The sequence below is a fragment of the Pseudoxanthomonas broegbernensis genome (genome assembly GCF_014202435.1).
Taxonomy (GTDB): Bacteria; Pseudomonadota; Gammaproteobacteria; order Xanthomonadales; family Xanthomonadaceae; genus Pseudoxanthomonas; species Pseudoxanthomonas broegbernensis.
Genome location: NZ_JACHGU010000003.1, coordinates 115,956 through 139,235 on the forward strand (window position 1 = coordinate 115,956; position 23,280 = coordinate 139,235).

18 protein-coding genes and 1 pseudogene are annotated in these 23,280 nt (G+C 63.4%); 5 read left to right on the forward strand and 14 right to left on the reverse strand.

The features are described 5' to 3' along the window. Positions 1-45: 45 nt before the first annotated feature. Positions 46-1,476 (forward strand): hypothetical protein, encoded by a 1,431-nt coding sequence (locus HNR76_RS07565; RefSeq protein WP_162309509.1) that lies wholly within the window; start codon positions 46-48, stop codon positions 1,474-1,476. 193 nt (positions 1,477-1,669) lie between these two features. Then, positions 1,670-2,398 (forward strand): MobA/MobL family protein, encoded by a 729-nt coding sequence (locus HNR76_RS07570; RefSeq protein ID WP_162309510.1) that lies wholly within the window; start codon positions 1,670-1,672, stop codon positions 2,396-2,398. Positions 2,399-2,533: 135 nt separating this feature from the next. On the opposite strand, the gene HNR76_RS07575 is transcribed toward HNR76_RS07570, so the two are convergent. Genes HNR76_RS07575 through HNR76_RS07585 form a run of 3 tightly spaced genes read right to left on the reverse strand, consistent with a single transcriptional unit; the run spans position 2,534 to position 4,633 of the window. After that, complete coding sequence (locus tag HNR76_RS07575; RefSeq protein WP_162309511.1) at positions 2,534-3,991, reverse strand: YfjI family protein; 1,458 nt, start codon at positions 3,989-3,991, stop codon at positions 2,534-2,536. Further along, positions 3,988-4,332, reverse strand: a complete 345-nt coding sequence (locus tag HNR76_RS07580; protein ID WP_162309512.1) for a hypothetical protein — start codon at positions 4,330-4,332, stop codon at positions 3,988-3,990. The genes HNR76_RS07575 and HNR76_RS07580 overlap by 4 nt, the downstream gene beginning before the upstream one ends. 1 nt (position 4,333) lies before the next feature. Further along, on the reverse strand, positions 4,334-4,633 hold the full coding sequence (locus HNR76_RS07585; RefSeq protein ID WP_162309513.1) for a helix-turn-helix transcriptional regulator: 300 nt from the start codon (positions 4,631-4,633) through the stop codon (positions 4,334-4,336). Position 4,634: 1 nt separating this feature from the next. Here HNR76_RS07585 and HNR76_RS07590 point away from each other — a divergent pair, with 1 nt between their 5' ends. Both HNR76_RS07590 and HNR76_RS07595 read left to right on the forward strand, forming a co-directional pair. After that, positions 4,635-4,835, forward strand: coding sequence for a hypothetical protein (locus HNR76_RS07590; RefSeq protein WP_162309514.1), 201 nt, complete (start codon positions 4,635-4,637; stop codon positions 4,833-4,835). A 192-nt stretch (positions 4,836-5,027) separates the two neighbouring features. Further along, positions 5,028-5,612 (forward strand): annotated as a pseudogene (locus HNR76_RS07595) (alpha/beta hydrolase fold domain-containing protein); the annotation flags it as partial. Between the two features lie 53 nt (positions 5,613-5,665). Here HNR76_RS07595 and HNR76_RS07600 read toward each other — a convergent pair. From HNR76_RS07600 to HNR76_RS07640, 9 genes are all read right to left on the reverse strand, one after another. After that, entirely contained in the window at positions 5,666-5,998 is a 333-nt protein-coding gene (locus tag HNR76_RS07600) for a DUF2149 domain-containing protein (protein ID WP_162309515.1), read from the reverse strand. After that, complete coding sequence (locus HNR76_RS07605) at positions 5,998-6,474, reverse strand: MotA/TolQ/ExbB proton channel family protein (protein WP_162309516.1); 477 nt, start codon at positions 6,472-6,474, stop codon at positions 5,998-6,000. Before HNR76_RS07605 ends, HNR76_RS07600 begins: the two co-directional genes overlap by 1 nt. Next, the gene (gene cobN, locus HNR76_RS07610; RefSeq protein ID WP_246429055.1) at positions 6,471-10,346 is read right to left on the reverse strand and encodes a cobaltochelatase subunit CobN; all 3,876 of its coding nucleotides are present in this window, start codon (positions 10,344-10,346) and stop codon (positions 6,471-6,473) included. Before cobN ends, HNR76_RS07605 begins: the two co-directional genes overlap by 4 nt. 47 nt (positions 10,347-10,393) lie before the next feature. Further along, positions 10,394-12,316, reverse strand: coding sequence for a TonB-dependent receptor domain-containing protein (locus HNR76_RS07615; protein ID WP_162309518.1), 1,923 nt, complete (start codon positions 12,314-12,316; stop codon positions 10,394-10,396). Between the two features lie 602 nt (positions 12,317-12,918). Next, entirely contained in the window at positions 12,919-15,897 is a 2,979-nt protein-coding gene (locus HNR76_RS07620) for a DEAD/DEAH box helicase (protein WP_162309519.1), read from the reverse strand. A gap of 2 nt (positions 15,898-15,899) precedes the next feature. Next, positions 15,900-17,108 carry a Hachiman antiphage defense system protein HamA gene (locus HNR76_RS07625; RefSeq protein ID WP_211373147.1) on the reverse strand — a complete coding sequence of 403 codons (1,209 nt, stop codon included), beginning with the start codon at positions 17,106-17,108 and terminating at the stop codon, positions 15,900-15,902. Between the two features lie 801 nt (positions 17,109-17,909). Continuing rightward, positions 17,910-18,815, reverse strand: a complete 906-nt coding sequence (locus tag HNR76_RS07630; protein ID WP_183982182.1) for a hypothetical protein — start codon at positions 18,813-18,815, stop codon at positions 17,910-17,912. Continuing rightward, complete coding sequence (locus HNR76_RS07635) at positions 18,816-19,031, reverse strand: hypothetical protein (protein ID WP_162309520.1); 216 nt, start codon at positions 19,029-19,031, stop codon at positions 18,816-18,818. 22 nt (positions 19,032-19,053) lie between these two features. After that, entirely contained in the window at positions 19,054-20,844 is a 1,791-nt protein-coding gene (locus HNR76_RS07640) for a J domain-containing protein (RefSeq protein ID WP_162309521.1), read from the reverse strand. Positions 20,845-21,000: 156 nt separating this feature from the next. On the opposite strand from HNR76_RS07640, the gene HNR76_RS07645 reads away from it, so the two are divergent. After that, on the forward strand, positions 21,001-21,411 hold the full coding sequence (locus HNR76_RS07645; protein ID WP_162309522.1) for a helix-turn-helix domain-containing protein: 411 nt from the start codon (positions 21,001-21,003) through the stop codon (positions 21,409-21,411). Between the two features lie 384 nt (positions 21,412-21,795). Here the strand turns inward: HNR76_RS07645 and HNR76_RS07650 are convergent, their stop codons facing one another. After that, a complete protein-coding gene (locus HNR76_RS07650) occupies positions 21,796-22,302 on the reverse strand; it encodes a JAB domain-containing protein (protein ID WP_162309523.1) in 507 nt (168 codons plus the stop codon). After that, on the reverse strand, positions 22,302-23,258 hold the full coding sequence (locus HNR76_RS07655; RefSeq protein ID WP_162309524.1) for a DUF932 domain-containing protein: 957 nt from the start codon (positions 23,256-23,258) through the stop codon (positions 22,302-22,304). The genes HNR76_RS07650 and HNR76_RS07655 overlap by 1 nt, the downstream gene beginning before the upstream one ends. Positions 23,259-23,280: the final 22 nt, after the last annotated feature.

The window sequence follows — 23,280 nt, forward strand, 5'->3', positions numbered from 1 at the left end:
CCCGGATCCCGAAGCTGCTCGTCCCATATCACATGGAGTCAAATGATGGCGACACGGATCAAGAAAAAAGCAGCCCCCCCACCGCATATCCGGCGCATCGACTTCAAGCAGCCTGACGAGACTGGAACCATTGCTGATCTCATTGCAGAGCTAAACATCGAACAAAAAAAAGAGAATGGCGAGCTAATCAGCTATCGCACACTCAAGAGCACGCTCGAATTCATGGAGAAGGCCATCGGGTTCACGGTAGAGAGCAAGGATCAGCCACTACCCATGTCGACGCTCAAGACAATCAGGCTGCTCTATCTCACGAAAGAAAGTACAAAAAAGCAGCTGTTCCGCCTGCTCGCGCCGCCCGATGATGTCGGAAAAGCCACAATGGAGTTTATTACCACCCATACGCTTCCTCGCCATCGCGATAGGGAAACCTATGCACTCATAGACTCCATGAGTAAGACGCTGTCCGCCGGCATTGATCCAGAGAAATGGAAGCTCTTCTCTTTGATGATTGGCCAAAAGGCAAGACAAACTTCTACGGAAAGTTTGCAAAAGTACGTAGAGATAACAAACGACGATGTGATGGACATCCTGATAGACGTGATTTCAGACGATGACAACGCGCTTGCCGACGCGTACCTAAAACTCACCGAGGTGATGGACACCGCAACCTTCGATGACACCTTCGAGGTCATCACACCTGCAGACGAGGCAATGTTCGTCTACGTGGAACTGCTGGCATTCCGGCACTTCACCCTACATCACCGGAAGCTTCTGGAAGACACATGGATTAAGCGCGAGATCGGAGACATTCGTGACGAAGCCAATAGGCTTTGCCAGAGCATAGCTTGGAATCTTGACCCCTCAGATCAGAAGTATTCAGTCAATGAAGTCCGAGAGCTCGTGCAAGAACACTCGAAACAGTTTGTCTCCCTAGTGAGAAGAGCCACAGGTTTCGACACTCCGTACCGACAACATAGGGACAACACAAAGCGAGCACGCGCACTACTTGCGTCGTACGGATACCGATCATTCGACGAGTCGAATCCTGACGCCAAGATTCTGTCCATATACGACATTGTTGCCGCATTGTGCTCATTCCGATATCAGCAAAAATCCGGTGATAAATATGAACCACGTCGCCAAGGACAGCTCCAGCAAGGAAAGAACCTGCAGCGCCAATTCGACAAAGGCCTGAGGCCCGGCGACCCGCACCAGGCTCAAGGAGTGATTTTCACCTATCTCAATCGGTTCTATGAGTTCAGAGCCGTCTTCACTGGCGCAGCGGCAAGCCATAGGGCATGGGTGAAGTACCAAGCGTCTCGACTGGAGGCATTCGCTCGTTGCATCCAACTCAATAACATCTACTCCATGTCATCGTGCTGGCTCGACCTAGACTCGCTATGCCGGAATAAAGCAAAGGAAATTGCAAATGACTACGTGGGCAGGAATGTAATTTTTCAACTCCATATCCTTTAGTGTATGGAGATGTACCGCAACCTGACAGTAAAGGCAGACCACGAACTGATGCGTCTAATGGTGGGAGTGTGCACGCGCACTTACCTTTTCTTCCAATGCATCCAGAATCGGTCCGGAATCCATCTCCGAAGCAGCTGGCTAGAGTGATCTGGCCGGCTTTTTTATTTATTCACGGGGAAAAGGTGATACACAGATGGCAAGCTTCCACTACAGCATCAAGAGCGGCAAGAAAGGCAGTGCACGCAGACACTCCATGTACATCGAGCGCCGAGGATCACACAGCGCACAAGAAGACCTGATCCACTCAAGCTACGGAAACATGCCGACTTGGGCTATGAACGACCCGAGCCTGTTCTGGGGCATGGCCGACCAGCACGAGAGAGCCAACGGCGCAGCCTACCGCGAACATGAGGTCGCACTACCGAACGAACTGACCGTGGCGCAACTGATCGAACTGGCTGAAAGATTAAGTCGCAAACTAGTCGGAAACAAGCCGTTCCAGTACGCGATCCACGCGCCGGAGGGAAAGCTCGGGGGCATCCAGAACCCCCATGTCCATCTAATGCATTCGGACAGGATCCCCGATGGGATCGATCGATCACCGGATCGGATGTTTGCGCGCTATAACGCCTTGCAGCCGAGTGCCGGAGGGTGCCGCAAGGACAGCGGAGGCAGGAGCCCGATGGAATTGCGTCAGCAGGTGATCGCCAGCCGCAAGCTGGTTGCCGACATTCAGAACCAGGCACTTGCCGAGCACGGGCACGAAGCCCGGGTCGACCACCGCACGCTGCGTGACCAGGGCGTCCGACGGCGCGCCGAACACCACCTGGGTCCACGCTTCATCAAGGGCATGGCTGGCCTCGAGAAGGCGCGGTATGCCGAGTGCCGAGCCCATGGTGCGGCGGCAGGCCTGGATACCTGAGTTGCCTGCCCTCGGCCCGGAAACAGCGCGATTCTGCGACTAAGTCGCAGAATCGCGCTTCGCGCTGCCCCCAGCCGACACAAAAAAGGTCCCGGCACGGAGCCGGGACCAGGAGCATCTCACTTGGCGTAGTCCTTATAGTGCCATGGGATTCTGGCTGAAGAAGGCATTGCTCAACCGCAGGTAGGTCCTCTTGTCCCGATAGCCTCTGGATAACCAGATCGCCCCCCTAACTTCCAACATACTCAGGGCCGCATTCAATCGCCCGCTATCTCGCACGGGTCCATTGCGCAAGACGTGGTTCTTCGGAACATGGGTGTCCGATGCCGGGCCTTGCCAGAGGCGAGACCGGAGGTATGCCGCGACTGCCTGGGCATCGACCAGGTCTTGGGGGACCACGAACTGCGGTGAGAACAGGTACCTATACTCTTCTACGTGCCAACGGACGACGGCAAACGCTCGCTCGAACGTGTCGAGCGTGATATCCCCGCGCTCGCCGCCAAAGTAGTGCATCGCCGCTGCAAGCCGGGCAAGGATCTCCATCACCTTGGAAGCAAAATCATTGATCTCGCTGAGATAGCCACCCTCACGCAACATCCCTTCGGTTTGGCCCGCCACCTCAACCCAGCGCGCCTTCGCATCAGCCGAGAAGCCGATCTGCTCGCGCTCGATCGCACCCGATTCGATCATCGTTCGGTATTTGACGAGCAACTCCCGGATGCGTGTTTGGAAGATCGGCAGGCGTTGCCATACAGGTTCGGTATCGACCTGGCGATAACCCATCATCGACTGGGGACGCCCCACGAGATAGCGCGCCCAATGCCCGCTTCCCCTGGCGACCGATCCACGCTTGTCCAGGAACGCCTTCAGTGGCGCGTGCTGCGTCATGATGCTAATCGAGACGCGAGGATTCATTGCCAGTAGGTGTTCGTGATCTGCCCGATCCCGAGGCAGCACTTCCGGGGAGTCCCACAGGCGGTTAAGCAGCCCAAGATGGGCCATGGCCTCGCTCTTGAACAGCAAGTGGCCCTCGTCGGAGGTGATCGCAATTGACTCGCCATCGCCCTGCAAGGCCTCCATAACAGCCTTACCAGTGATGTCCTGCCGCAGGAAGCAACGAAGACGCGGCTCTCGAGGCTTGGACCGGGCGTGCTCCAACAGTTGACGGTCCAACTCGGCTGTTGCCTTGCCTTTGCCAGTCGCCCGGCTAATGGCGCTACGTATCCCCTTGGCCTTGGCCACCCAAGATCCGAGCTCCGCGCGATACTGTTCCATCTTCAGCGCGTGGCCTACCAGTGCCTGCGTGTCGGCTTCTCGAAATGGGGCAAGCAACAGCGACGCCACCGTCGTCTTGCGTTCGCCCGATTCGGCCACAAGCAGCAGGTTCTGCGAAACAGGCCGTACCTGTCCCGTCGGCAACTTCACGTCAATCAGCCCTTGGCAGGCCATCGAAATCGCATTGATGAGTCCCATGCCAATCAACGCATCCGGTGCCTGTACATTGCGGACGAGTTCGTGCCCGGCATCCCGCGCGACCACCAGAAACGCGTCCAGCGGATACTGAGGGGTCTGCCTGACAAACATGCTGGTCATCGCGCATCCTCCATGGTATTCGTACCCGTTACCGAGTGCAGCGGCTGCCCGCAGGCAGTACAAACCACCAAGTCGCCGGTTGCCCCACGGCGATTGCGCTCTGCATTCAGCAGCTTGCGGAACTGAACCAGGTTCACGTCGTGCCTGTAAGCGGCGTTGAACTGCTCCATCAGCGTCCTCTTACGCCTCTTTTGGGCAAGATGTGTCTCGAGGACCGGATAGGCCTCCCTGAAGTCGAGTTCGAGCCTGCTCTTGTCGCCGGTCAACTCCAGCTTCAGGGCTAGCTCCAGTTTCTCTAGGGGGCTATTCGCGCCTGCGAAGGCTTCATCGCTGATGTTCATATCAGCGGCCCTCGCGCCGGATGCTAACCTTGTTCGCACGACCTTCGACCCAGGCGATCGCCTCGTGCGTCCAATAGAATTTGGGAGATTGGTCGCTGTCGTAGAGCGGAATTCCTTTCGGGAAGTCCGGGTCGATCTTCATCAGTTCGTAGGCCTTGCTCCTGCTCACTGAGAGCACCTTGAGTAGGTCTTTGAAGCGCAGAGTCGGGCTATCCGGCCAGCGGGCGCCAGCTGGCATGGGTTCAGGTGCGAGTTGAGTGCTGTCCGCAACCGAGCGCGGATGGTTTGCATGAAGTTCCACAGTGGATTCCTTCGAGTTGATGTTCTGGATTGAAGGAATCCGGCCGGATTTCCTGGCTGGAGCTGGTCCAGCCGGGCTTATTCCATCTCAGGTCGTGGCAGAAGCCGAGGGAAGAAAAATCAAGGTTTTGTTGAACTATCCTCGTCAGCTTCCTGACCGGAGGCCGCCGGCAATTTTTTATTTAAAAATCAATAATTTGTGAAATTATTGGGCTTGCACCCCGCCTTGATGAGGTCGAGTACGATCTCTTCCGATAGGCGAACGCCCCCGCAGCGCATCGCTTGGAGTCGAACCGCGGTCGATTCAGCCCTATCCACGCCGATTCCAGTCCTCGAAGATGCAAGTCGCCTTACCCCTTGAGCGTCAGGTGAGCGTCTAGAGCGTTTACCGCTCGGTCACCACCAACGCCGGCGAACTCAGGGGCGACGCGTCCCGGATCTGCGTCGGCGGTGACAGCGCTGGCGGCAACCTGGCGATCTCCGTGAGTACCCGTCGGCTGCGGGCCAAGGAGAAACCTCCGACCTGCCAGCTCCTCTACTATCCCGCCGTCGACAATCGTGCAGTTCCGTCGATGCGTACTGATTACGCGTCTTCGCGAATGTTCGGCGACGGATTCGGGCTCGACTACGGATTCACCGAGTACGTCCTCGCACGCGTGTTCCCTGGCCTGGACCTGGAGCACAGTGAGATCTCACCATTCTTTTCCAAGAGCATTGCGCAACTGCCGCCCACCCTGATAGCCGCTTCGGGTTTCGACCCACTGCGCGACTCGAATCGGGCCTATGCGAAGCGCTTACGGGAATCCGGGGTTCGGACCTGGTATCGCGAGTACCCCACACTGACCCATGGGTTCTTCCAGCTCACGGCAATCACCGAGGCGGCTGACGCGGCTGCGACGGAAACAGCTCTTCTGCTAGGTGAGCTGATCCGCGGCGCCGAATCGCCATCTCCGGAGACGACGGTTCCTAGGACGCGCTGACTCGCAGGCGAAGGCATTTCCATGTGCCGCGGTCCCTGTGGTTTAGCCCACGCCTATTGCTCTGGAGCGGCTGCGGCGTCCTCTTCCGGCACGTAGATCATGCGCCCATCCGGCAGTTTGTACGCGACCCCGGCGCGCACGCCGCCGCCCTCTCCGATCTCTCCGGTCGATTCGTAGCGGGTCAGGTCCTGGCCGTCCTTCACGGTGATGCGCATATCCGCCTCTCCAGGATTCTCGACCACCACCACCTTGTCCTGCGAGAACGGGTTGAGCGGGTTCCGCACCACCACCACCATCAGGATCCCGATCACCACCAGGAACAGGTCGACCAGGTTGACCACGGACAGGATCGGATCATCGATTTCGTCATGCTCGAGGAAGCGCATCAGCTACCCTCCCCGCCGCGCTCTATGGCGCGCATCTCCTCCAGCAGCCAGCGCCGGCGCACGGTCAGCACCAGGAAGGCGATGCTGGCTGCGACCAGCGCCAGGATCACCGACGAGAACGCCACCACTAGGTTTTCGCCCACTGCCTGCGCGTCGCTGCGGGTCAGCGCCAGCAAGGCAGGCCCCATCGGGATCATGGTCGCGACCAAGCCCAGCATCGGCGCCGTGCGGGACACGATGCGCAGGGCTTCCAAGCGCCTGAGGATCCACAGTTCGAGATCGTCGCTGGTCCCGCCGCGGTCGGCCTGGTGCGCGGCCAGACGCGAACGGTAGCGCCCGCGCAGGCGCTGCCAAGCCTCCAGCGCGAACGCCCCCAGCGCGTAGAAGGCATAGGCCAGCGAGGCCAGGATCAGCACCAGTACAGGCGCGAGGAAGAGGCGGGAGAGTTCGTAGAGGCTGGATTCGAGGCTGTTCATCGGAGCGGTTGCGGGTGGGGAAGTCGGGCGTTGCCACGTGCCTGGGCCAGCACTCCGGCGAGCAGGCACAGCGCCAGTGCCAGCAGGCCTGCCAGAGGGTGCCAGGCCGACCTCGCAGGCGGTGGATCGAGCGGCGTTTCCTGCATGATCCGGCCGCGCACCGGGGTGGCCGGGTCGGCGGCGGCGGCGGGCGTGTCGTCGGGGGCAGCGGCCGGAGACGCATCGGCCGGGGGCTGCGCGGCGCGCGGTACCTGCGCGCGGACCTGCGCGGTGCCATAGCCGCGTGCGGCGGACTGCACCGCCTCGGCGCTCGCCCGGGTCAGCATCTGCAGGCGCTGTTCCAGCTCCGCCACAGTCGCTGCATCCGCCTGCCAGTAGCCACGCGCGATCGCCTCGCGCATGCGCACGATCAGCTGCGCCTGCGCGGTCGGATTGTGCTTCCCGAACCAGGCGTCCACGCCCAGCCGGCGGACGTCGCGCACGTAGGTGTCATGCAGGGCCTGCCATTGCTCCGCGCGTACCGAACCCGGATCGGTCACCTGCCAGCCGAACAGGTTGTCCACCGTGTCCAGCACCGCCAGGGTGCCGGCGTAGCCCTCCTTCTGCATCTCGCCGATCCAGTGCGGGTTGAGTTGGCGGCTGCGCAGTTCGTCCGCGATGAAGCGGGCGGCGGTGGTGGTCTTGGCTGTTCCGCCGCGCAGGTCGGAGACGTACAGGTCCGGGCTGGCACCATCGAGATGGCGCACCGCCAGCGACAGGCCACCCAGGTACTCGAATGGATGGTCGGTCGACAGCAGACCGTGGGTGTTGGAGGAACGCGCCAGCACCGCCGCCTGCACCCCGCGCAGTTGCTCGGCGAACAGGTTGCCCTGCCCCGGCGTGTCCAGCTTCAGGCCCCAGTCGCGGGCGCCGTAGGCGTACTGCAGCCGCGAGAGGAACTGGTCAGCCAGCGCGGCGTCGCTCTTGTCCGTGCGTTCGCTCAGGACCGCATCGGGCAGGCCGCTGCCGTACTCGCCAGGCGCGTTGCTGAAGATCCGCAGCGCCGCCAGCTGGCGCGCGCGGCCGGGGTCCAGGCCGCGGGCGGCGAGCGCCCGGGCCACGGCCCCGGTATTGCGTGCGATCGCGTGCGGCGCCTGCTGCGCCGCGAGGCGGTCGATCGCGTCGGCCAGCAGGCGCATGAAACCGTCGAACTGGTCGCGGTAGACGCTGGTGACCTGCACCACCGCGTCGATCCGGGGCCGCGCCAGCTCGACCTCGGGCACGATCTCCAGCGCCGTCACCCGGCCGCCGGGGTCCCATACCGGGCGCAGGCCGAGGGCGTGCAGCACCTGGCTTTCGAGCACGCCCAGGTGGCGGATCGCCTCGGACGACCACAGGCTGAAGGCGAGCTTGTCCGGCGCGCGGCCACCATGCGCGTCCCGGTAGGTCGCGAGCAGCTGCTCCAGCGCCTGGCCGCCGGCCTCGTAGGCGGCCCGGGTCGGGATCCGGTCCGGCTCGAACGGATAGAGGTTGCGGCCGCTGCGCAGGTCCGGGTTGCGCACCGGGTCGCCGCCGGCGCCGGGAGGCACGAAGCCGCCGGCCAGGCCGCGCAGCAGCGATTCGGCTTCCTGCGGATCGGCCAGGGCCCGGTCCAGCTCCAGCGCGCGCTGCAACTGCGCGCGCAGCGCCGGATCGGACACCGTGTCCAGCGGAATACCCTCGCGCAGGTGGCTTCGCAGCAGGCGGTACGGCTCGCCCTGCGCCAGCACCTGGAAGTCCTCGGCGAACGCTTCGGCTGGATCGACGCCCAGCGCGCGCAGGTAGGGTTCGCCCAGCTGCTGCAGGACCATGCCCAGGCGGTGATCGGGCATGGCCGCTTCGCCGAAGGTGTGCAGGCCCAGCGGCATCGCGCCGCGCGCCAGCTCGTGCAGCTGCTCGTGCAGGACGCCGAAGAACCTCGGGAAGTCGGCATCGATCGCCGCGCGGCTCCAGCCGATGTCGCCGGCGATCCCGGCCGCGAGCGCAGCGTCGCGCAGCGCATCCCGGGTGCGCTCACGCACGTCCCCTTCGTCCAGTTGCTGGTACTCGTGCACCAGCGCGTGGAGGTCGCGCAGTTCGTCGTACAGCCCGGCCGGGGCGAACGCCGGGGTCTGGTGGCTGATCGTCACCGCGCGGCCGCGCCGCTTGGCCTGTACCGCTTCGCCGACGTTGTCCTGGATGTAGGGGTAGAACACCGGCAGGTCGCCGACGGCGAGGAACGGGTAATCGTTGACCCACAGCCCGCGGTCCTTGCCCGGGGTCCATTCCTGGGTGCCATGGGTGCCGAAGTGGATCAGGGCGTCGGCGGCGAAGCCTTCGCGCACGAATTGGTAGGCGGCCAGGTAGTAGTGGCTCGGCAGCGAGGCGGTGTCGTGGGTGGCCTGGCCGACCTGCCCAGCGCGGGGCGGCTGCGGCATCACCAGCAGCTGTCCCAGCTGCAGGCGCGGGAACACGAAAGCCGGCTCGCCGTCGATCCGGCGCACCGCCGGGTGGGTTTCCGGCTCGCCCCAGCGCTGCAGCAGCGCCTGGCGCTGCGCCGGCGGCAGGGTGTCGAGCCACCGGCGGTAGCGCGCGACCGGGAAGGCGGCCGCCAGGCCGCGCGCGAGCAGCGCATCCAGCGACTGCGGACGGTAGTAGCCGCCGAGCATCGCCTGCGCCTTTTCGATCAGATCGGCTTCGGCCATCGGCTGCACCTGGTAGCCCGCCGCCCGCAGGTCCTGGCCCAGCCGGACCAGGCTGCGCGGCACGTTGAGATGCGAGGCGGACAGGTTCTTCTCGCCTTCCGGCGCGTTCCAGAACATGAGCGCGACGTGCTTGTCGGCCGCTGGCTTGGCCCTCAGCGCCACCAGCCGGGCGAGCTTGGCGGCCAGCGCCTCGACCTGTTCGGGGATGGCCACCGACTCGCCGTGCTCCACCGCGCCTAGCACCATTGGATCGCTCGCGCCCCAGCCTTCCGGCACCGCCAGGAAGGTGGCCACCAGCGACGGGCTGACGCCACTGGCGGCACCGCGCCAGTGCGCCGGATCGCCCTGGCGGTAATTCAGTGCCTGCAGCACCGGCACGTCCAACGCGAGGAATTCCTCAGCGCGCGCCTTGTCGTTCTGCAGGTGGGTGAGGTTGACGATCACCGCGACCGGAAGACCGCGCAGCGCCTGGGTCAGCCCCTGCGGATCGTCGTCGTCGAACCACAGGCCGAACACCTGTACCCCGTGCGCGGCACCGCGCTGGATCAGCGCATCCACCACCGCGGTCTGCATGGAAGCCACCGACCCCGGCGACACGAGCACGGCCACGCGGGCGCCGTCGTCGGTGGCCGGGCCGCCACGCCATGCCAGGTATTCCGCGGCGCTGGCGAACACGGTCGGCGCGGCTGGATCGTAGTAGCCGGTACGCGGCAACGGCCGCGGAGGCGGCACCGCGGCCAGGTCGCCGCCGCGGCGCCAGCGCGCGATGGCGTCGACCAGATGGCGGAAGTTCGCCTCGCCGCCGGCGGCGTAATAGCCCGCAAGCCGCATCGCCACGTCCTCGGGCAGCCCACCGGCGGCCGGGCGACCGCCACCGACCTGGATCCAGGGCGTCCGGGTCGACTCCAGCGCACCGTCCAACCAGGCCTGCACCTGGGCGCGGTCGGACGGACGTGGCGTATCCAGCAGCAGCAGGTCGGCACCGGCGACGCGCCCGCCCGGGTCGCCACCATGCTCGATGGCGACGCGCTCGAAGGCCACGCCGGCTTCAGCTCCCCATTCGTGCAGCCGCGCGACCTTGCCCGGCAGCACGAAATCGTTGCTGAGCACCTTGACCCGCACCGGCGGCTCGGCCGCCGACGCCGCCCAGCACCATCCGAGCAGGAGCAACAGCCATACAGGCGCCGGATGGCCCAATGCGTGCCAGCACCTGCGCATCAGAAGCCCAGGTCGATGCCGACATTGAAGTAGCGCCCGGTCTCCGCGTAGGCGTACAGTGCCGAGTGCTCGGTCGGACGCTCGTCGGCCAGGTTCTCGACGCTGGCCCGCAGGCGCACGCGGTCGGTGATGCGATAGCCCAGATCCAGCGACCACAGGGCGTAGGCCGGCAGCTTCACCTGGGTCATGCCGGAGGTCTGCCACTGCGTCCCGTGGTACTCGCCGCGCAGGCCGGCACGCAGGTTGGTGCCATTCCAGCCCAGTCGCGCCGCACCACTGTGACGGGAACGCTCGGCCAGCGGCAGGCCGGTGCTGCGATCCTCCGGATCCAGCCAGGAGTAGTTGGCATCCAGGACGAACCCGGCCGAAAACTCGGCCTTCGCCGAAATTTCCAGACCCTGGATCCGGGCTTCAGCCACGTTGATGTAGTTGCGCACCTCCGCGCCACGGATGCCGCAACGGGCCACGCACAGTGTCTGAACCAGGTCCTCCAGATCATTGCGGAACAGTGCAGCCTCCAGCTGCCATGCGCCCTGCCGCCAGCCGGCGGCCAGTTCGTAGGTAGTGACAGTCTCGGGCTTCAGGTCCGGGTTGCCGTAGATGGTGAAGCGTCCACCACCGCCGACCGCGGAGTACTCCGGGGAGAGCTGCTTCAGGCTCGGCGCCTTGAAGCCGCTGCCCACGCCGCCCTTGATCAGCAAGCGGTCGTTGACGTGATAGACGCTGTAGGCACGCGGGCTGTGGTGCCAGCCGAACTTCTCGTGGAGGTCGGCACGGCTGCCGAGAACCAGCGACCATGCCTCGGTCAGGTCGATCTCGTCCTGGGCGAACACCGCGCGCTGGATGGTTTCGGCATGGCCGCTGGCGGCCACGGTGTTGTCATCGAGCTGCTCCTGGCGCCATTCTCCACCGACCGTGACGCGGTGGCGGTCACCCAGCGGTACGCTCAAGTGCCCGTCGACGATGTCCTCGAGCAGGCTCTGGGGGCGTGTGGCATCGCCACGGGAGCGCCGGTTCTCGCGGTCCAGGGTCGACCGGTACGCGCGGGCGACGCTCTCGCCCCAGCGCCATTGCCCGCGGTGCGTGAGCGAGGTCTGCCTGCGCTCGACGTCGTCGATGGTTTCATAGACGTAGGGCGCGCCACCTGCCTGCAATGCATTGCGCCAGCGCTTGTCCTTGCCCTGAAGGTGGCTGAAATCGATGCGCTGCGCCTCGCCCGGGGTCCAGGTCAGGACCAGGTTGCCGCTATGCGAGTCTCGGCCCTCCTGCTCGGAGACGCGTTCGTCGGCCGGATCGGCGATGTCACCCTTGTGCCGGGTCTCACCGTAGAAGCTCAGGCCAAGCTGGTTCTCGACCAGCGGGCCGCCCGCATAGAAGGCTCCCTGGTAGGTATTGCCGCCACGCCCGCCGGCAACACTGCCGCCATTCCAGGTGGCGCTGCCCCGCCAATCGTCGGTTGCACGGCGGGTGATGACGTTGACCACGCCGCCGAGCGCCTCGGAGCCATAGAGCGACGACATCGGCCCGCGCACCACCTCGATGCGCTCGATCGCCTCGGCTGGAATCCAGCCCAAGTCGAAGTCGGCATGGGCGATCGCATCGCTGGCGGCGTTGATCCGGCGGCCGTCGACCAGCGTCAGGGTGTACTCGCTGTCCATGCCGCGGACTCGAACGCCGCGGCGGGTCAGGCCGATACCGCTCAGGACCACACCGGGCGTCCCGCGCAGTGCGTCGGACAGATCCTGCACCGGCCGCTGGCGCAGTTCCTCCCGGGTTATGACAGAGATCGAGGCAGGTGCGTCGTCCAGGTTCTGCTCGGTACGTGTGGCGGTGACGACAACACGTTCCAGATCGGTGGCCGACGGTTCACGGGCGACTGCAGCACAGGTGCAAAACGCCAGCAGGAATAGTGCGCCACGCATCAGATTGACCCTTGTTTATATTTAATGTTATATCATATCATTTCAGCACAAATCCTTCATCTATACAAGCCAAGCCGGGCCTCGGCCCTGCACGTGAACTTCCAAGTCAATGCGTCCACCTCCTAGAAGGCGCTAATGCGCCCTCCCATGCGCCTCTAGACACCGGCCGCGATCAGTGATCAGTCGACCAAGCGTGAGACTCTAGATGTGGATTCATTTGGACTGCGCCCGGTGGGCAAGCAGCAAACTTGACTGAAATCGCACGGCCGCTAATGGATTAGCCGCTATTCGAATCGACAGGCCACTCTCGGCCACAAGCGGCCATTCAGATCGATGAGCAGGCAACACCAGAGTCCTGCACTTCCGCGCTCATACGCGTGCCGTGGCGCGACGACCCGTTCCGCAGGTAATCAATATCCTACTGCCGGAAGCTTGGGCGATCTATTGGGCCTCAGTCCCGAGACCCTCGTGCACCGCACCGCGCTGGGCCGCGAGACAGCCGACGCGCTTTTCTGGTGCAGTACGCGAAGTGGCTCGAGACCGTGACGGCCTTCCGCGCGAAAGCGACTCGTGCCCGTAAGGCCTGAGCCGAATCACTCGGCTCAGGCCAGATCCTTGAGCGTGTTGGCGTAGATCAGGTCGCCCAAATAGGCGCGCCACTCGGCCTCATGCTGGCGAAGCCCGTCGCGCGCGTTGGCCTTGATATTCGTGAGATCCGGCGGCGGCGCACGTTGAGAGATGGCGTTGCCCAGCGCCACGTAGGCTCGACGGTGACGCACGCCCAACTCCGCGAGCAATCGCGCAGCGACATTCGGCGCACCAAAGCGCAGCTGTTGCGTGAAGTTCGACACGCCCGCCGCGAGTTCCAAGCCATCGGCCTGCAGGCGGCGCGCCAGCAGGCTCAGGCCCTGCTCCACCAGCGTTTGCAGGGTGTAGGTGATTGCTCGCGTGTGAAGGGCCAGCAAGTCGTCCATGTCGATCTGCAGTCGTTGACCGATCTCGACGAACGACTCTCCCAACATCCAGCGTCGGACGATCTCGAAGAAACGCGGCTTCGCGACTTCCGCCTGATCTGCCTCGACACGAAACCCCTGCAGCACCGCGTGCTGCAGTTCGTCGTGCGTCCAGGCCCATTCTAGGATGACCGTGCGCAATCCATCATCCAGGACATCGACCGGATCCTGCCAATTCGGCCGAGCCGGCCACAGCCCGGCCGATACCGATGCGAGCATGCGCACCTTAGCGCCCGTCTCGCGTACCCATGCCAACTGGCCGGTAGGTCGCAAGCCAATGAGCCGGCGAGCCCGTAGCTCGAAGACATCGCGCAGCAACTCCGCCTGGGCGGGTTCCAACTGCCTAGCCGCAAAGGTCTGCTCGGCGAGTTCCCGAGCGCGTGCGACGAACAGATCTTCTCCCACCTCCTCGGAAATGAGGTCGATCAACGTCGAGTCGACGCCGTCCACGACGGGGTAGACGGCACCGACGCCCTCGAGGAACTCGTTGCTCAGCGCCATTCCCTGTCGTGCGAGGAAGTTGCTCAATTGCCGAACCAGGCTCACCAATGAGCCGCGCACCGACTCACCGGCGCCTTGCGCCGCGACCGGCAGCACCAGCCCCCATTGGCTGGGGTTGGCACAGATCACCAAGCCCTTGGTGTTCACGCCCGCGCGACCGGCGCGGCCAACCAGATTCTTGATGTCCCGCGCGAGCATGGCTTCGGGCTGCTGCCTACCGGGTCTGCGACGCTGCACCGAGTATAGGACTAGGCTCCGGATGGGTAGGTTGACGCCCTCGGCCAGCGTGCTTGTGCAGATCACCAGACGAACCGCGTTGTCCCGGATCAACGCCTCCAGGACTTCGCGTGTCTCTTGCGGAATGTCGCCGTGATGAAGCACTGCACCATGGCGCACGGCTTGCGAGCCGATCCACGCGGCCCCGTACTCGGCCTCTATGTAGGCGATGCACGGTGGCAAGGCCCCGGGTTGCGCGTAGTTCATAGGCGCTGGCAACGGCAGCGGTTGCGCCAACTGGTTGACGAGTTCTCTCGCGAGGCCCTCGGCTCCCTGGTCGCCTCGCTTGTTGGCGGCGAAGATCGCGGTGGTCCCCATCGGCAGGAGCTTTCGGGCGGCGGCGACAGCCTGAGTCTTGACAGAGGCGAAGCCGTAGGTGTTCTGGCGCCGCGTAAGTGGATTGGCGAAGGTGAAGCTGTTGCGATCCAGGAAGCGATCGAGGGTGAAACGCCGCTCGGGCGCTTCGTGCGGGTGCATGGCCAAGCGAATGGTCGCGGCCGCGCCGGTGCCCAGCGGCTGAAGCACGGCGAACTCGGCGGTCGCAGGGCGATAGGCGCTACGAATGACCGTCTGGTCGGTGCCGCCGAGCCACGCATTGATCTCCTCAATGTTGGGCACGATGGCGGATACGAAGACGAAGCGCGGTGCGGCCCCGGCACGTGACTTCATGCGCGCCAGCAGCAACTCGAGGCCGATGCCCCGCGCATCGCTGTCCAACAAGTGGCCCTCGTCGCAGATCACCAATGAAATGCGCTGGGCGAAGGCCGGCTCGGCGCTGAGGATTCCCGACAGCGACTCGGGCGTCGCCACCATTGCCCGGATCTGGTCCAGGCCGTGGACTTCGTCGCCCGAGGGCACCGTGCCACCGTACGCGCAACGCGCAGGCAAGCCCATCGCGTTCAAGCGGGTGACGAGGGTTCCTTTCAGTTCCGAGGCGAGGGAGCGGAATGGCACGAGCAGCACAGCGACATCATTGGGATGGGCGCTCAGGTGCCAGTAGAGCAGGGTCTCGCACAGCGTCGTCTTGCCGGCGCCGGTTGGCATTTGCATCGCGTAGCTGTTCGCGTTGGTCAGCAACCCGCCGTGAATGGCCTGGATCTGCGAGGGAAAGAACTCCCAGCTCGAGGGCTGTCGGTCGACCAGCGAACGCACCAGCGGCGTCCAGAACGGGCTGGCGCCCTGAGGCAGGACCGCACGCAAGTTGGTCTGCTGGAAACGCTCGAGCAGGCCGCGCAGCAGCCGCGCCACGATCCAAATCTCGGGGCCCTCTTCCAAGGCGCGGGCCTCTCGCTCCCGCAGTGCCGCGCCCCGCAACGCAATGCGATCTAGGTCGCCAGCTTTGAGCTCGTCCTGGACCGCACGCGAAAAATCGGACTGCAACGTCCCAGGTCGCGCCAGAAAGTCATAGCAGGCAGCGCGCAGGCTGGCCGGGTTGGCCGGCCGTGCAGAACGCCGCATCACCAAGCACGCCGATGCGGGGAAATCGCCGAAATAGAACGCCGCCGCGGCGAACAACGTTGCGTCCTCGCGGGAAATTCCCCGATCACCCAATTGGTCCTCGGTCATCTCAACTGAGAACTGCAAGAACGCGTTACCCAGCTGCGCCCAGTCCGCGGGAACGACCTGGGGTTGGTGCAGGTTGGCGAACAGCTCCCCGACCAGGGATATGTAGTAATCGTCGAGGCGATGGTCGATGGCCCCAAGCTCGATTGGCAGTTGCGCGAACTGGAAGTGACGCAGGTGCCGGGCGGTATCGGCATTGTTGATCCACCGCTGCAGGGACGGGCGCATGACTAAGCCGAGGCCTGCGCGGCAGCGAATGCCGCCGTGTACGTCTGATGCAGGTTTGGCACGCCGATCACGACGAGGGTGAACTCCGGATCGGCCACGCTCGGCGCCGCGACCAGCTCGTTGGTCAACAGCGCGTTGCAGATGACAGCCACCGCGCGAAAACGCTTGGCGACCGGCGGGCTGTCCACGGCTTGGATGAATCGATCCAGCAGCGGCAGGTCGACATCCCCGAGGTCCGTGGTCAGGGCCCGCTCGCGCAACCACACCAACGTGCTGGCCAGGCGGCTGGTTCGATCCTTCTTGCAGTCGGCAATGGCATCCGCGATCGGGGTGGACGTGCCGGCGGTGGCCTTGGCCTTGACCTCGGCACACAGGATCGCGTCCGCCTCACTGGGATGCGGACGGTTCGGCATCACGAAATGCACCACGTCCGACTTGGGCGCCGGCTTGGTCCGGTCCTGCTTCAGGCGCCACTTCTTCGGACCGATGGCGGTGGCCGGCAGTTCGCGGGCCGCCTGATAGAAATAGCCGAGCACCTCGCCGAAATCGCCGGACATGGTCGCCCCGGCGTCGGGAAGCTTCGAATGGACGATCTCGGCACGCGTCACGCCTGGTCGCTGCGCGGCGGCATCGAGATCGGCGTCGGTGATGTAGCAACGCCTGAGTGGCACGCCGATGCTTTCCGCCAGTTGCGCGGCACTCGCCGGGCTGACATGGATTAGGACGTATGGCTGGTCCTGCGCGTGTGCGAACCACGGCACGGCGTCCACGAAATCAATCCCAAGTTCATCCATGGTGCTGCCCCCCCCTGCAGTCGGCGTCAGTGTGCCCGACTTTTCCGAAGGTCGGAAGCAAGGGATGCCCGCGAAGCCTGGCCTTGCTCGAGGGCAGATCGCTTTCTCAGGCTGAGGGGCGGTGATCACGGCGACGGTCTTCCGGACCGATACCAGATTCCCACTGTCTACCCGCGGCATCTGCCGGGATGGCTCGCCATCGAGTGCGAGAAATTTCTTATCCTCCTCGGGTCGGAAGCCGCCCTCCCTACCCCCGATAAGCCTGCCTAAACCCATGCTCGCAATCAGCGATAGCCACTGGCCAAAGCGGCGATACTCGCCATAGCCTGGATCGGCCTTCTCGCAGGTGTCCGGAAAGTTAGGGTGAACCCGGGTAGAACGCGCCGTCGCCCGCAAAAAATAGATGAATTCGATCACTCCCGCCAGCCCGCCCGAAGGCGGACCGGCAGACTCAACTATGGCGCTTGCTTTTCATTTCGCTAGACACGCACGCAGTGCAGATACACGTCAAGTCCGAACAGGGCGTACTCGTACACCACGAAAACGCCAATCACCTTCAACGTTTCCCCTCCCTCTGGCACCATCCCTTTGGATCTGGGTCCCTTCCCGCTGTCGCCATGGCGCCGTCCTACCCGGTCGCCATGCAGGAAACCTTGCCTTCCAGCTTGCCCCGCAGGTTCGTCGGCGAGACTGGCTGCGCGACGTCGGTATCCACCGCCGCCCCACCCTCTGGATAGAACTCCTCGAACGCCCCCTTCGCGATCCCCTCCCGCGCGACCTCATCCAATAGATGCCCTGATAGCTGTCGACGAACGCCCCGGTCGCCTGCAACACGCAGCCGAAGGAGCCGGAGGCCCAGAGCGCCTGGAACGGCAGGCCGTATTCACCCACGGCGTCCAGCCAGGCCAGCAGTTCATCTAAGTCCGGCCGCGGACCAAAGTCGGGCAGGCCGTCGTAGGCCAGCACAGACCAGGTATGGGCATCTTCCTGCCCCAGTGCTGGACACCCCTTGGCAACCGCACAGCGCACCGCGTCCGCGTCATCCACCTCGATCCACTGACCACTACCACCGTCCGCGCCGCTGCCGGCCTGGACTACAACACAGATCGGGGCCATAGGAAGTTCCTGAAAGAAGAAAGGCCGCACGAGGCGGCCTTGGTGTTGGAGTCTGAACGCTGAAGGTGCCATTAGCTAAGAATAAGGCTGCAGCACCCCGACTCAGTTGACGGGCTTGAGCTTGCCGTTGTGCAGCAGGTACTGGGTCTTCTGTTTCAGCGTGGGGCAGCAGTCGGAATCATCCGGACCGAGTGTCAGGGACGTCAGTTTGATCGTCTCATTCTCGATGATGAAGTCGCTGGTCGAGTTCCCAGTCCCACCCACCGGCAAGGCGTTGGCAAACTTCAGCAATCCATCGGCTTGTCGTAGGAACACGGCCAGGTACTGTGTCGAGATGTTCTCCGAAGGTATCTCGACCGAGAACAGGACGGCCGAGTCGTCAACCTTGTCGCCGTTGATGTCTCCTGCCACTACTTGGCGGGCATCCTTGAACTCATCGCCCATCACGGTACTGGCCGTGACCGCAATGGCACTCTCGATGACCGCATCATCGGGTGTAGCTACCTGTACCGGCTTCGGCTCGGCGGAGGCGGCCGACTCGGACGAATTGACAACAGTTTCAATCTTGGAACATTCGGACTGCTTGGACTCGTCCAACGTCATCCCTAGCGGAACTTCGCATCCGGACAGATCGGCGGGGCTGGCCTTGGCGGAGACCGGCACCTCTTCGACCTTATAGAACGATTGGCACTTGCCCGAATGATAGATGCGGGAAAGAACAGCCACCTGGCTCTCCGTCGTCATCCGATACAGTGGAACATCGTCTTGGAACCTTTCACTCATCAGCATCGCACGGCGAGCAAGGCTTCCGCCTTCGGCTTCCATCTGCTTCATATAGGGAATGACCTTCTGCATGGCAATGTCACCCTCCCTTGGTTGCTCTAGAAGTGTCGCTGCCTTAGCGCATTTGAAGGCTTCGTATACCTTGTCCTCTGGACCACTCCAACAACCCGAAAGAAGTAGAATCAACACTGCTACAGCAGAAAATTTCACGTTGCTTCCGTTCATTCACCTTCTCCGACCATGCAGCAAGATTGCTGTAACCACCACGAGCATCAAAACGCCACCTATCAGGCGGCCGAGCGCCGGGAACATGACGGCCGGCCACACCACGGCACTACCCAGGTTGGCAAAGAATCCATCGTGGGAATGCCTGCTGAAGATCTCGAAATAGATCAACGCAATCACTACAGTAACGCCGTAGATCTTGAAGAATGCCTTCATTCGTCCCCCTATTGGCTTTTGATCAATTTCTGTCCTGCAGATGCCGGTTCACGACCCCGAACAGCTGCCTGAGATCGCGCTGATCGGGCATGTTCAGTTCGGCGAAGCGACGGCCTTCGATGTAGACGTACTTTCCTTCGGCGGCGATCTCGGACACATCCATCCAAAGTCGCGCATCGGATGGCTCGAAAGGTGCCTTGGTCCGGATCTCCGATTCGGTAATCAGCACGCCGTCGGCTGCCCCGCCGAACAGGGTGTTGTCAATCAGCGCGATGACCTCTTTCGGGTGTAGCCCGTAGCCATAGCTGCCCAAAGCGCCATTGAGTTTCTTCAGCGGAATGTTCGGGGTTACGAACACCCGCTCTAGAGGTTCTGCATTGAATCTCATTCCCTTCAGCGCCTCCCGGAGAGTCGTCTGCCGCGGCGGCGGCGATTGTGGAGGCGGTGACTCAGAGCGCGAAGACCGACGTCCCTGCGCACGGTCATGCTTGGACCAGTTCTCAGGGCCTTTGTCACCCTCAATAAAAGCTTCGAGCCACGCCCCGGTGTGGCCTTCACACTGTCGGATAAGCTTCTGACAACTTACCTCCGACAACCCCATACTTGACATGATGTGAAACAAGACATCCCTGCGCGGCTTCTTCAGATCGATCCCATCCGCCTCTCCGTCCCGATGAAAGAACATGAGGGACGTCATTCGGATATCTTCTTCCGTCTCAAGCCCTCTTCCGAATACTCGGGAGAAAGCCTTTTGGAACTCTCCCTTGTAGGCATTGCTGAACTCATGTAGATCTGAGAAGTCCTCCCCGAATAGTTCCTTGAATGACCGGGGAAGCCCGGAGAGTCCGTAGTAGTGCAACATCAGCAAGATGGCCAATGAAAGCTCGACGACATACGCATCAATTGGTCCGCGCCTCTGTTTCTGGAAAGCCTCAAGTGCAGCCTTCAATTCAGAAGAATGCTCGGCAACGCAGAGCATCTGGCGATCGATCAGCGTATCAATGAGAAGCGCTCCATCCTCAAGCCCAGACCGCAACGCCCCTAAGGCTTGACGATGGATGGTCAATAGACGTTCTGCGCTCGAACCGGCATATGGGCTATTCGCCTCGCCTGAGGCGCGACCCGTGGGTGACGACGACGGTGACGAGCTGAGCGCGTTAGCCAGGCGTGCGGAAAAGGTCAGCATCGCCAGGTGTTCGACCACGTCGGCCTTGAAGAACTCCTCACCGTTGATCATCACCCGGCTGTGCGATCCCGGCTCCACCAACCGGATGTCCCGGAACAGGATCCGACGCGGTGCTTCGAACTTCTGCTTGCAGTAGATCGCATCACCGGTGACCAGCAGGCCCTCTTTGGCCCCTCCGAATACGGTGTCGTCCAGAAGGACAAGCACATCACGCGGCGAGACAGTCGGCGCATAAGAGGAAATAGCCCCTTCCAGCTTCTTGCGTGGGATCTTGGGCCGCGCATACATGTTGTCGTGGAACCACTCCCACTCCGGCTTCAACAGAATGGACGCCACATCCGGAATACCGACCTCGGCGGAGGTCTGTGGCTCGGGCACCGGAGGCGACCGACTCCCGGAACGCGCTGAAGCCGCGCGCTGGTCGAACTCCGCCCGCGTCTGCGGCTCGTTGAGCACCCGGTAGGCTTGGTTAACCTCCTGCATCTTCCCCGTCGCCCACGCCTGGGTTTCGGCGTCGGATTGGGCGTAGCGGTCCGGGTGGTACTGACTGCGTCGGCCCTTGTAGGCCAGTTCGATCTCATCGCGCCCAGCGTTCGGACGGACGCCCAGAATGTCGTAAGGATCCATGCTGACTTTCTTCCCCCTGTTTCTCATCGCCCACCCAGCTACAGCCAGGCGGGCTCTCTGCTTGACACGATCCAGACCTCTATCTCAAAAATAGAGTCTGCCACACCAATAGAGGCTTCGTCATGATCCGGGGCGTACCCACCCCACCTGCGCCCGGTGCCCGATTCCTCGCCCCGCTCCCTGTTCGCCGCTCGCCTGATCCAGGCGCGGCAGCTGCGTGGCCTGAGCCAACGTGCACTGGGCGATCGCATGGGCCTGGGTAAGGACAAGGGCTCGTCGCGGATCAACCGCTACGAGCACCAGGTCACGGCGATCGGCTTCGACAACCTGGGCCTGCTGGCCCAACTGCTAGACGTGCCCGTGGCCTACCTGCTGGCCGACGATGCCGCCATGGCCGATGCCATCCTGGCGCTGGCCCAGGCCGATGAAGGCCAGCGCGATGTCCTGGCCGCATTGATCCCGGCGCTGCTTCAGGATCCAGCCCTGTTGCCCAAGCTGGCCCAGCTGCTGCAGCTGCCCAAGCGGGACCAGACCAAGGCACTGAAGGATTTGGCCGACAAGGACTGACGGCAGGTCAGCCCCGCTCAATCGCGGCATCCACAATGCCACGCAGGTTCGCCCCGCCTCCGCCAACTCACCACCCCGCAGCAGATGGGTGCCGTAGGCGTATCCGAACGGCTCGGCCACCTCGTAGCACCACATGCCCGGGAACTGCCCCTCCTTTGCCTGCCAGGCCTGATCCAGGCACTCGACCGGATCGATGCATGCCTGGATGAATCCCAGCTCGCCCTCGAAGCGGGAGCTATCGATGTCGCCATAGTCGACCAGCGCTTGCCTGGCTCCGATGGCCACGTAGGCCAGATCGAGCGTATGGGCCACCTTCACCATCGTTCTGTCCCAAGAAGTGCCCGGCCCGCAGGCCGGGCGCTATGCCGTACCCGGATTGCAGTCCTATATCAGTCCCCGGGCCGCCATCGAGATCGCATCCCCCGCCGTCACCACGAAGTGATCCAGCAACCGGATATCCACCAGCCCCAAGGCCGCCTTCAGCCGGGTCGTCAGGACACGATCGGCCTCGGAGGGCTCGGCGTGGCCGCTGGGATGGTTGTGGGCCAGCAGGACCGCAGCAGCGTTCAACGCCAACGCCCGCTGGACCACGATGCGCGGATGCACCTCGGCCCCATCGATGGAACCGGAGAACAGCCGCTCCACCGCGAGCAGACGATGCCGGGTATCGAGGAAGGCGACCTCGAAGTGCTCCCGCCCCTCACCTCCCAACCGCATGCGGAAAAAGGCGCTGCAGGTGGCCACATCACCCAGGCAAGCCCCTTGGCCCAGGATCCTCCGCTCCAGCAGCCGCAGCGCCCGGGCAATAGCCCGGTCCTCCCGCGCCCGGGCCTCGATTGAGGAGACCACCCGGACGGCGGTCGGCGCACGTACACGTGACCGGGCCTGCATCAGGCCACCAGCTTCATCACTTCATCCCAGGCCCGCTGCTTGATCTGGGCACCGGCCCCGAACCAAGCTGCATCCCGGCGATGATCGTCGCTGCGTGCGCGGCGATGGTGGTCGACGAACTCGGTCACGCTGTTGAGCAGGCCCCACGCCGTACCACGGCTGGAGGCCATCAGAGCACCCCGTCCACTGCCCTCGTACAGCGAGCGCACGTTGGCCATGGCCTGCTCGTTGACCACCATGGCCTTGCCGTCCGGTGCGGCGTAGGTGAGCACCCGGCGCAGCAGCCCTTCCACCGAATCCGGATCCACCGGCCGTTCCACCAGCGCCTTCATCCGGGCCACGAACCCATCCCAGGACGACACTGTGATACCCAGCTGCCGCTTCACCACATCCGGGTCGAACTGGCTGCGGTGCGGCACCTTGATCGCCCCGGTGGCGTTGCCCAATGCGATGGACAGGGTGTTGTTGCAGACCACCCGGACCGAGGTGAATTGCGCGGTGGTGGCCAGCGTGCCGTCACAGGCGGTGGCCAGCAGCAGGTAGCCGTCCACCTTGTCCCGGCCCTTGAGCGTGGTGCTCTGTCCGGTCCGGGCCAGCGCCCAGAACTTGCGACCCTGGCGCAACACGCCGGCGGTTTCCAGCTCGAAGCCATTGCTGGCGGTCAGGTCCCGGTAGAACTCCAGGATCTGGCCCGGCTGCACGACCTGGAAGCGCTTAGATACCACCGACAGCGGCATGCGGGTGTCGGAGCGGTACAGCACCTTCTGTTCCGGGAAGGCGTGAATGGCACCGATGGCATTGTTGCCGGCCACATAACGGACTTCCGCCTCCTCGATTTTCCAGTCCATGCCAGCTTGCCTTTTCCAGACATCAATCGACTGCCGCGGCGCCAGTTGGTTACCCATACCATGCCAAGGCCTCTCACCGGTATAGGCCATCATCTCCACTAAATGCATTGCCGTTTCCTCGTTGTAGACG

Coding starts and splice junctions, on each gene's coding strand:
- HNR76_RS07630 (WP_183982182.1), bottom strand. CDS start 18,815: ATGAACGGAAGCAACGTGAAATTTTCTGCTGTAGCAGTGTTGATTCTA.
- HNR76_RS07575 (WP_162309511.1), bottom strand. CDS start 3,991: ATGACCAGCATGTTTGTCAGGCAGACCCCTCAGTATCCGCTGGACGCG.
- HNR76_RS07650 (WP_162309523.1), bottom strand. CDS start 22,302: ATGCAGGCCCGGTCACGTGTACGTGCGCCGACCGCCGTCCGGGTGGTC.
- HNR76_RS07615 (WP_162309518.1), bottom strand. CDS start 12,316: ATGCGTGGCGCACTATTCCTGCTGGCGTTTTGCACCTGTGCTGCAGTC.
- HNR76_RS07580 (WP_162309512.1), bottom strand. CDS start 4,332: ATGAACATCAGCGATGAAGCCTTCGCAGGCGCGAATAGCCCCCTAGAG.
- HNR76_RS07635 (WP_162309520.1), bottom strand. CDS start 19,031: ATGAAGGCATTCTTCAAGATCTACGGCGTTACTGTAGTGATTGCGTTG.
- HNR76_RS07640 (WP_162309521.1), bottom strand. CDS start 20,844: ATGGATCCTTACGACATTCTGGGCGTCCGTCCGAACGCTGGGCGCGAT.
- HNR76_RS07620 (WP_162309519.1), bottom strand. CDS start 15,897: ATGCGCCCGTCCCTGCAGCGGTGGATCAACAATGCCGATACCGCCCGG.
- HNR76_RS07565 (WP_162309509.1), top strand. CDS start 46: ATGGCGACACGGATCAAGAAAAAAGCAGCCCCCCCACCGCATATCCGG.
- HNR76_RS07570 (WP_162309510.1), top strand. CDS start 1,670: ATGGCAAGCTTCCACTACAGCATCAAGAGCGGCAAGAAAGGCAGTGCA.
- HNR76_RS07655 (WP_162309524.1), bottom strand. CDS start 23,258: ATGCATTTAGTGGAGATGATGGCCTATACCGGTGAGAGGCCTTGGCAT.
- HNR76_RS07605 (WP_162309516.1), bottom strand. CDS start 6,474: ATGAACAGCCTCGAATCCAGCCTCTACGAACTCTCCCGCCTCTTCCTC.
- HNR76_RS07600 (WP_162309515.1), bottom strand. CDS start 5,998: ATGCGCTTCCTCGAGCATGACGAAATCGATGATCCGATCCTGTCCGTG.